The sequence below is a fragment of the Lactobacillus sp. VURO6/B1 (VP7) genome (genome assembly GCF_058139575.1).
On record NZ_JBVOWJ010000016.1, the window covers coordinates 1 to 9,792 of the forward strand.

Sequence of the window (9,792 nt, forward strand, 5' to 3'; positions counted from 1 at the left end):
TATATCACAGGCCAAACTGCTTTAACACTTAATTTAGACTTTACTATTCCTAATAATCACTTAGCGACCGTGATTGGCTGGTTCGTTGACTCGATCCCAGAAGAAGTTTTGCTGGGTGATACTGCCAAAACTGGGCGGCCTGCTTATCACCCAGCTATGATGCTGAAGATTTTGCTCTTTGCTTATTCTCGCAGAGTGTTTTCAGGCAGAAAGATTGAGCTGCTGCTGGCAGAAAATCTGCCGATGATGGTATTAGCTGAGCACCAGCAGATTTCATATCATACAATCAATAACTTTAGATCAAGCGACCACGCTAACGAATTGGTTAAGAAAAGCTTCCTTTACTTTGCTAATCTTTTAGAGGCAGAAGGCCTGATCAATGAAGGGGGCGCTCTTCATTGATGGCACAAAAATTGCAGCTGATGCTAATCGCTATACTTTTGTTTGGCGCAAGGCGGTCGAGAAGTTTCATGAAAAGCTAAAGGGTCAAGCAGCAGAGCTTTATGACGAACTGATTGCTAAAGAAGTCGTTAAAGCAATGGCGCAAGAGCAAGTACAGACCAGCCACGGTTTGACCGAACTAGCGCGTGAAACCGAAGCTGAGATTGAAAAACTGACTGAGGAAATTGCGCAAGAGCCTAAAGTCATTCCTGGTGGTTCTCCTAAAAAAGCCAGAAGACGTGGTCTTAAGAAGCTGCTTCATCAGCTAAAAAAAGATTATGTTCCTAGAATGAAGAAATATGAAGAAGCAGAAAAAATCTTTGCCGGGCGCAATAGTTATTCCAAGACAGACCATGACGCGACTTTCATGCATATGAAAGAAGATCATATGAAGAATGGGCAGCTCAAGCCAGGCTACAATATTCAAGCAGCGACTACGAATCAATATGTAGTTGACTTTGCTTTGTATCCTAATCCAACTGACTTTAAGACCCTAGAACCATTTTTAAAACAAATGACGACACTGGATAAGTTTGACAAGATTGTCGCCGATGCTGGTTATGGCAGTGAATATAACTACTCACTGCTAGAAGACAAGTATTCAAATAAAAAGTACTACATTCCTTATACCATGTACGAAAAGGAACAAACTCGGAAATATAAGAATGATCCGACTAAGCTGATTAACTGGTTCTATAATGAAAAAGACGATTACTACCTTGATCAAAATGGCGTTAAATTCAACTTCAAATATTATAGCCAGCGCCAGGAGCGCTCGACTGGTCAAGTACGTGATTTTAAGGTCTATGAAGCAGATGAAGTACAACTAACACCGGAACTAGAGCAATTGGCAAAAACCAAAAGCGGACATCAGCGCCAAGTACGCTATAATCCTAACTGGCAATACTTAAAAGAAAAAGCCAAAGCAGTTCTCCAAAGTCCCGAAGGCAGACACAGCTATAGCATGAGAAAGTATGATGTCGAGCCCGTTTTCGGGCATTTGAAGAACGTCTTTGGCATGCGCCGAACCCATTTAAGAGGGAAAAAGAAGGTAGAAACCGATGTTGGAATAGCCTTCATGATGATGAATTTAAGCAAATATTGGCACAGAAGATGGCCTAAGGACCATTCTTTTTTATTCAAGAATAAAAAGAGACAGAAAAAGACGATCAAATTAAGAGTTAAATTGATCGTCTTTTGTTATCTGGGAGTTAGTTTTTTCCCAGACACTTTTGATCTATTTATCAGATATGGCTTCATTCAGCTTCTGTAAATTTTTTACTAATTCATTCTTCGTATCGGCTCCTAAAATTTCAGCATAACTATTCTCAGAATTAACAAAATAATAAGTTATTTTTGGTCCCAGCTTGATAGCTTTTTCAGTTAGGATTATTGCCTTTAATCGTGTATCATGTTGATCAACTTTTTTGGTAATTAAACCTTTTTCTTCCATTAAGCGTAATACATTAGTAGCAGTAGACTTCCTAATGTTAAATTCATGCTCAATATCCTTTTGATAAATGGATTTGTTTTGGGCAAATGAAGTCAAATATTCAATAATTAGCATCTGTGTTCCGGTTAAGCCAATTTTTCTAGCGTAGTAATCAACATTACGATTAAAAGTATTTTGTATACGCTGTAAGGCTAATCCTAATCTGTTCATTAATCTTACTCTATTCCTTTGTTTTTACCGATTTTGTAGCTTGATAAAGTAAGTATACACCAACAAGAACAATAATCAGAATAAAAATAAAACCTACCTGAGCAGCTTCAATATATTTTCCAGTAGTAGTGCTTTGACCACTCAGCTGTTCCACAAATTGCATAATAGCTGAAATAATTGCCGTGCCGACAGCTCCAGCAAATTGCTGTGCCATATTGAACAGACCATTGCCATCTGTATTTTCTTTTTCATCTAGTTGACCAATGGAAGCAGTCATAGTATCACCCATTACCAGGCCTATACCCATCATTGTAATAGCATAGAACAGAATAATTTTGCCAGATGATAGTGAGGAAGCAAATAAACAATAAAGAATGCCGCCTACTATTTCAAAAAAAGCACCAGTCATAATTGGTTTTCTGGGACCATAATTGTCGAGCAATCTGCCACTAATTGGTGAGAGCACTGCTCCGACAAGTCCACCTGTTAAAAGCAGAAGACCTGTAGTCATTGCTGTAGAATGATTAACAATTTGAACATAATTTGGCAAAATGAAAGACAATCCTAAGGTATTAACTTGAAAAATAAAATAAGCCGTGATGCCTTGGGTAAATTTAGTATTTTTAAAAACTCTAATATTAATTAACGGAGTAGCAGTATTTAAAGAATGCTTGATAAAAATAATTAAGCAAATAACGCCGACTGCTAAAGGTAAAATAAACATAAATGGTTTTTGTAAGATAGTAGACAAATTGCTAAAAGCAAAAATCAAGCCGATAAATGTTAAAGCAATGCTCAGAAAGCCTGCTGTATCAAGTTGCGTATGTACAATTTTCTTAGATTCGTCATTAATTGAAGCTATACCCATTAATAGAGAAATTATCATCACCGGAATTATAAAAATAAAGATATAACGCCAACCTAACGTATTGACGACTAATCCGCCAAACGTTGGTCCTAAAGCTGGAGCAACTGCCGTTATCATTGTTCCTATTCCCATAAGCAATCCAATTTTATCTAAGGGTGTCCGTTCCAAAATAATATTAAACATTAATGGAATAGCTATTCCCGCTCCTGCTCCTTGAATAACACGACCAAGTACTAGAAAAATAAATTGGTTTGCTACTGCATCAATCACTAAACCACAAATAAATAAGGTAGCGGCTGTAACAAAAAGTTTTCTTGAACTAAAATTTCTTTTTAAATATGCAGATAATGGCATAATAATAGAAGCAACTAATAAATAACCAGTTGTCATCCACTGTACGGTAGCCATATTAACATGAAAATCCTTCATCAAAACAGGAAAAGTAACGTTTCCCGCTGTTTCAATTAGCACACCCGAAAAAGACATTAATCCGGCTGCGAAAACGGAACAAATTAATTTTGCGTCTAATTTTCTTTGCATTCAAATTCCTCCTGAATATTTAGTTAGCAAGCTAACTAAATAACCATATTAACTCACATATGCTAAAAATGCAATAAAACAGAGCAAAGAAAAACACCTGAAACTCAGATGTTTTTCTTATAATTAAATATTTATTTATCAGTATCAATCACATATTTTTGCCAATAACGCCAGACATTTTCACTTGAAAAGCGTTTAGCATTTTCATATGCGCCATCGTTCATTTTCCTGCGTAATTTTGGACTAGCAAAAAACTCAGTAATTTTGGCAGCTAAATCATCTATATGACCACTTGGTACAATAAAGCCACTCTGACCATCAGCGATTAAGTCCTCTACTCCATAATTAATATTATATGAAGCTACTGGAACACCGTGAGATTGAGCTTCAAGTACAGAAAGATTGAAACCCTCATACCTGGATGTAGCAACAGCAAGCTGCGCATCATCATATATATGATTCATGTCTTTCGCATAACCCATAAAATGTACTACATCTTCCAAGCCCAGATCCTGTACTAATTTTTTTAACTTTTTTTCTTCCTTGAAATTATTAGCACCATTACCATAACCATAAATATCTAAGGTTAGCGAATCATTATTTTGATAAGCCTGATTAAAAGCTTTGATGGCATCATCAATCCGTTTTTCATAAAACAGTCTAGCTACTACTATTATTTTACCTTTAGTGCGTTCACTCATCGGAATATGTTCAGCATGTAGCTGCTCATCTGGCACTATTCCAACAGGAATAGCAACGATTGGTACTTGTGTCCGTAGCCTTTTACGCATATCATCTGCTTGCTGTTTTGTAGGAGTAATTACTAAATCGGTCTTACTAAGTAGCTCATTATTAGAAATTGAGTTGTAAGTAAGAGGTGAAGTAGGATCCCAGTAATCTCTAAAATGAATACTGTGAAAATGCTCAATTTTTCTGGCAGACGTCTTCATATTAATCATTGGTACATTGGTAATATTGGAACGGTCCGAAATAAATGTTGATATTTCATCCCCATCTTGCTGATTCAATTCATCAAGCATGATGGTAAAGGCCTGACCATTATTCATTAGTGAGTGGACAATGCCATGAATATCGGTCATTTGAATGTTAGTGGCTGGATAGACATTTGGTTTTCTTTCATATGAGATTTCATAGTAAATGGTATTGTTCGGACGAAAGAACAATTCATAAATCAAATGACCATCAACTGTATCATAAATTTGGGTCATACTCTTAAATCCACGTGTATCGTAAAAATCCTGTTTAATACAGTGGACATCAGCATTAAAATATTTAATTGTATCAATGCTACCATTAGGTAACATAATAATAGTCATTGTTTTACGTTGACCCTCATAGACTTCATAACCATTGTCAATTTGTTTCACCTTATTGTCACTAGGAATCGGCAAATCTTTTATAGTTACAATACGATTAGTAAACTTTACTGTGCCGGCAAAAAAGTCGAACTTATTAACGTAATCATCATCGGTCATGTTATACAAAGGTAAATTACGGTGAGCAAATCGGTTATATTCTGATGTCACTATTTTTGCCTTAACGTGATTGCGTTTAAAGAGCATTAATCTTTTGACTTCTGCGTGCTCTATTCCCGAACTATTCGCATCTAATCTATTATCTAAAAAGTAATACATAAATTGTCCTTTTATTCCTATATTAAAACTGTCATAGTTAATTTTAGCATAAATTCTCTAAATATAAATAGTGAATTTAAAAAGCAAAAAAGCATTAGCCGCTCTATATTCGGCTAATACTTTAGTTAAATTATAAATTATTTACTGCCGCTTTTTAGTTAATTTTAAAATTAAAGGCCAAATAATTGCAGCAATTATGCCCAAGGCTAAACCAGCCCACAGAATCGGGGAGGTAGTTAATGAAATCCCGCTGACAACATTGCTTTCCAGCCATTGAACTAATTGATTTGCTAAAAACTGTAATGCTCCAAATGATCCGATAGCTGCAATTAATAAAATAATTGAAGCCCAATATTTACCGAATAACATCAATAATGCAGCTAAAATAAAAACTAATATTGTTGCAAAAAGGCAATAATGAAAAATACTAATACTTTGGTTAACTTTGTTCTTGTTTTCGTCTAAACCATTGTTAATTTTATTTAGCAGAAGGTTGCTTACAGCTTTTTGTACTTCATTATTTTCAGGAAAAGACAAATTTTTAGCAGACACTTCTCCATTTTCTTGATAAGTAACACCGAGATTATATAAGCTGACATAAGACATATCATTATGATACTTTTTAGGTAATTGCTCTAAAATTTTATCCTCAACACCGAAATCTTTAGCCAGTTTCAAGGTACCTTTTAGCCTTGAATCACCAGTATCATTTACGCTTTTTTTAATTACTTTCTGTGCCATGCCACGAACATTTTGCACATTAATAGTTATTGGTGACTCAAGTAGCAGAAAGCCAGAAATACAAACCGCTGCAGTAAAAATCACTCGGAATAAAATACTAGCAAATTTTTTCATTAAATTAACCTCCCACATTAATATTAACTATTTAATCTAACAGTCATGTTGACCCGAAGCTAAACAGTTACAATTAACCATTTCAGGAGCACTTTCTTTTTTATAAGCAAGTTCTTTTTCTATCTTAGCGATGTCACCCTGAGCAAGAGGCATATCTTTCAAAATAGCTATCATTACCTGACCTTTATGCATATCACACATATGACTCATCATTTCTTTTGTGACCTGAATCATCATTTCGATCTGAGTAACAGTAGCAGAATAAACGAAACGGCGACCATCTTTACGGGTTTTTAACAAACCCTTTTTGACCAAACGTCCCATCAAAGTTTTGATAGTAGATTCAGACCAGTTCTTTTTTGCCTGCAGCTGCTGAATCACTTCACCAGTGTGAATTTCACCTAAAGTCCACACTATTCTCATAACTTCCCACTCAGCTTCGGAAATATTATGTTCTCTATTTTTTTCTACCATAATAATCAACTCAACTTTATTTTACTACAGAATAAACTTTTTTATTGCTTTGGCAATTCCATCATGATCATTATCTTCTGTCACATAATCTGCATAATCTTTTATCTCTTCGATTGCGTTACCCATGGCAATTTTCATAAAGTCAGGATTTGTAAACATGGAAACATCATTGCCCTGATCGCCAAACACCATAACTTGACTTGGCTTAATTTTCAATCTTTCAGCTAATTGTAAAACAGCATTTCCCTTGGAAGCATCTTTAATGTTGATTTCAACAATTGAGGAAAAGCTGCGAACAATATCATATTTTGCAAAAGCCCATTGAGGAATATTATTCCATAATTTATCAACTTCTCGCTCATCATCAAGAACGCTTAAACCTACTTTATTAAAAGCAAAGTCTTGTGTTATTTCTTCAGCTTTACGCACTTTAAGCACATTATTTGTAAAAGTTGCATTCCTTGCCAGGTTAACTCCTATATCACGATCACATGTCCAATAGCATTCTGGGGTTTCAAAATGAAGGTTAACCTGAGCTAATCTTTGTAATTTCCTCATGTTACTAAAATCGCGATAGTTCATCTCTTCATTCATTAAGATATTGCCCGCCAAGTCTTGGATCACAGCACCATTGAAAACAATGTCATATTGCCTTTTACCCTGCAAACCTAACTGTTTATTAAATTCAATTGTACCAGACAATGGTCGACCTGTAGCCAGAACCACTTTTATACCCTGACTATCTGCTTGTTTAAGAACTCTCTCAGTTTCAGGTAAAATCTGCTTTGTAGTTGTCAGCAAAGTGCCATCTAGGTCAACCGCAATCAACTTTATTGCCAAAATAATATCCTCCTACACATTTTCACTATTTTCTTTATTATACAAAAGAGTCTGGGAAAAAAGTAGGTCATTATCCATACTAAAAAAGTAGACAAGCCTTCAGTTTGATATAACTTCTAAATTCTAGGGTCATATCATTTTTAGTGGTTTGCCTACTCTTTTTTTCAGGGATTAATCAATAATATGATTTATTTTTTAACCCTTCTTTTCTGCCAATATCTTTTCCAAAAAAAGCCAAAATATTATTCTACCTATTCTACCGTTACGCTTTTAGCTAAATTACGTGGTTTGTCCACATCCAATCCTTTATCTTTTGCTGCATAATATGCAAATAATTGTGCTGCAACCACACTAACAAGTGGCGAAAGATAATAATTAACTTCAGGTAAAACAATATCATCGGCTAGTTTGGCTAATGATTTACGCGCAATAGTAATTACAGTTGCTCCGCGTGCGATTACTTCCTGAATATTGCCCCGCATCAGATCAGATGTGACAGAGTCATTAATCAAAGCAATCACAGGTGTACCTTTTTCAATTAATGAAATTGTCCCATGTTTCAGTTCGGCTGCTGCAAAACCTTCAGTTTGAATATAAGAAACCTCTTTCAGTTTAAGGGCAGCCTCTAAAGCTACTGGATAATCAATCCCCCTACCAATATAAAAGGCATTACGACTTGGTATAATATTCTTTTGAGCGAGCTGTTCAATTTTCTCCTGGCTGGAAATAACTTGTTCTATTCCTTCCGCAGCTAAAGCAAAATTCTTTTTTAACTCAAAATCTGCTGCGTCTTTAATACCTATTTTTTCTCCTAATGCCTTGGCAACTATCGCTTGAACAGCAACCTGTGCAGTATAAGCTTTAGTTGAGGCTACGGCAATTTCAGGACCTGCTTCAAGTGACATAGCATAATTAGCTTCGCGCGCCAGAGTAGAATTAGGCACATTCGTCAAAGTTAGACTGGGAATGCCCCGCTTGATCGCCTGTTGCAAGACAACACGTGAATCAGCCGTTTCACCTGATTGCGACAAGAAAATAAAGAATGGGTGCTTGGACATCATGGGAAAATGATAGCCCGCTTCTGAAGCAAAACCTACTTCAGTTGGAATTTTAGTTAAATGTTCAAAAAGTTGTTTACCAATTAAACCCGCATGATAACTTGTACCAGCAGCAAAGATATATAATCTGTCTGCCTTTGATAAAGCATTAATAATTTTAGCATCTACTTTAGGGTCACCATTTTGATCAAGATAATATTGATCTAAGTGCCGTAAAACACTTGGCTGCTCACATATTTCTTTAAGCATGTAAAATTCATAGGTGCCTTTAGAAGCGGCATTTTCGTCAATATTTAACTCATATGGTTGATGTTCAACTTTTTGACCAGCAAGGGTTTCAAGCTGATACCCGTTTTGAGTAATGTCTCCGACTTCACCATCTTGTAAATCAACGAAAGTTTTGGTTTGATCCAATACCGATAAGGCGTCAGATGCGATCACATTAAAGCCATTACCAAGTCCCAACATCAAAGGAGATTTATTTTTAGCAATAAAAATATGATCTGGATTTTGATTATCTATTAATAAAAGGGCATATGATCCCTTAATCAATTGTAGGGCCTGCTTTAGAGCCGTAAAGGCATCTTCATTTTTTTCACGAGCAAATTTGCTAATTAATTGGACAATTACTTCAGTGTCTGTGTCAGATTTAAAGGAAACATCTTTGAGATATTGCTTTTTGATGTCCTGGTAATTTTCAATTACACCATTATGAACTAAATAAAAACGTTCGGTTTCATCAAATTGGGGATGAGCGTTAGCTTCAGTGGGCTTACCATGTGTTGCCCAACGAGTATGACCAATTCCAACCATGCCTTGCTCTTCTGGGGTCATTTTGTTCTTCAAGTCCTCGATACGACCAGCAGTTTTAGTTAAATATTCTTTTCCTGCCAAATCATTGAGGTAAATTCCCGCAGAATCATATCCGCGATATTCAAGCTTTGACAATCCATTTAAAACAATTTCTCTAGCAGATTTCCCTACAATGCCAACAATGCCACACATATATTTCTCCTTTGGTCTAGTAAAAAATTTTTGATTTGGGCTAATTAATTATTTCAACTTACGTATGGCATATTAGACTTTTTTAACTAATTGGTCAAGCCTTAATTTTGCAATTGGTCTATACTATAATGTGAAACTACTGTTACTAACACAAAAAGCAGGCAAAAATAATTGATGAAGATCTTAATTGAGGACAGTTATACCTTCGTATAAGCATAAACCATCAGATAATAAACAAAAATGATATTCAAGTATTATTCAATATGCAAAAGAAAGCGGGTTTCTTGCTGCCTTTTTGTTTTAGGTAAATTGTAGCCCTTAATAGACAATTAACCAGATAGCTATTAGAATTTAAGGATAAAGGAGTAATTACAATGAAAATTAACAAAAAAT

Annotated in this window: 7 protein-coding genes and 1 pseudogene; 1 reads left to right on the forward strand and 7 read right to left on the reverse strand. The window is 35.4% G+C overall.

Going from position 1 to position 9,792, the window contains the following annotated elements; translation table 11 throughout:
* A pseudogene (locus ACZ2M0_RS09085) lies at positions 1 to 1,714 on the forward strand (IS1182 family transposase); the annotation flags it as partial.
* On the opposite strand, the gene ACZ2M0_RS09090 reads toward ACZ2M0_RS09085, so the two are convergent.
* The 7 genes from ACZ2M0_RS09090 to glmS form a co-directional block, all read right to left on the reverse strand.
* Complete coding sequence (locus ACZ2M0_RS09090; RefSeq protein WP_490059246.1) at positions 1,679 to 2,104, reverse strand: MarR family winged helix-turn-helix transcriptional regulator; 426 nt, start codon at positions 2,102 to 2,104, stop codon at positions 1,679 to 1,681. The pseudogene ACZ2M0_RS09085 and the gene ACZ2M0_RS09090 sit on opposite strands and share 36 nt — an antisense overlap.
* A 10-nt stretch (positions 2,105 to 2,114) precedes the next feature.
* Entirely contained in the window at positions 2,115 to 3,512 is a 1,398-nt protein-coding gene (locus ACZ2M0_RS09095; RefSeq protein WP_490059247.1) for a DHA2 family efflux MFS transporter permease subunit, read from the reverse strand.
* 131 nt (positions 3,513 to 3,643) lie between these two features.
* Entirely contained in the window at positions 3,644 to 5,167 is a 1,524-nt protein-coding gene (locus tag ACZ2M0_RS09100; protein WP_490059248.1) for a glycosyltransferase, read from the reverse strand.
* Positions 5,168 to 5,308: 141 nt separating this feature from the next.
* Positions 5,309 to 6,022 carry a hypothetical protein gene (locus tag ACZ2M0_RS09105; protein WP_490059249.1) on the reverse strand — a complete coding sequence of 238 codons (714 nt, stop codon included), beginning with the start codon at positions 6,020 to 6,022 and terminating at the stop codon, positions 5,309 to 5,311.
* A 36-nt stretch (positions 6,023 to 6,058) separates the two neighbouring features.
* On the reverse strand, positions 6,059 to 6,496 hold the full coding sequence (locus ACZ2M0_RS09110; RefSeq protein ID WP_046331910.1) for a CopY/TcrY family copper transport repressor: 438 nt from the start codon (positions 6,494 to 6,496) through the stop codon (positions 6,059 to 6,061).
* Positions 6,497 to 6,520: 24 nt separating this feature from the next.
* Positions 6,521 to 7,336, reverse strand: a complete 816-nt coding sequence (locus tag ACZ2M0_RS09115; protein ID WP_490059250.1) for a Cof-type HAD-IIB family hydrolase — start codon at positions 7,334 to 7,336, stop codon at positions 6,521 to 6,523.
* Positions 7,337 to 7,587: 251 nt separating this feature from the next.
* A complete protein-coding gene (glmS, locus tag ACZ2M0_RS09120; protein ID WP_490059251.1) occupies positions 7,588 to 9,399 on the reverse strand; it encodes a glutamine--fructose-6-phosphate transaminase (isomerizing) in 1,812 nt (603 codons plus the stop codon).
* Positions 9,400 to 9,792: the final 393 nt, after the last annotated feature.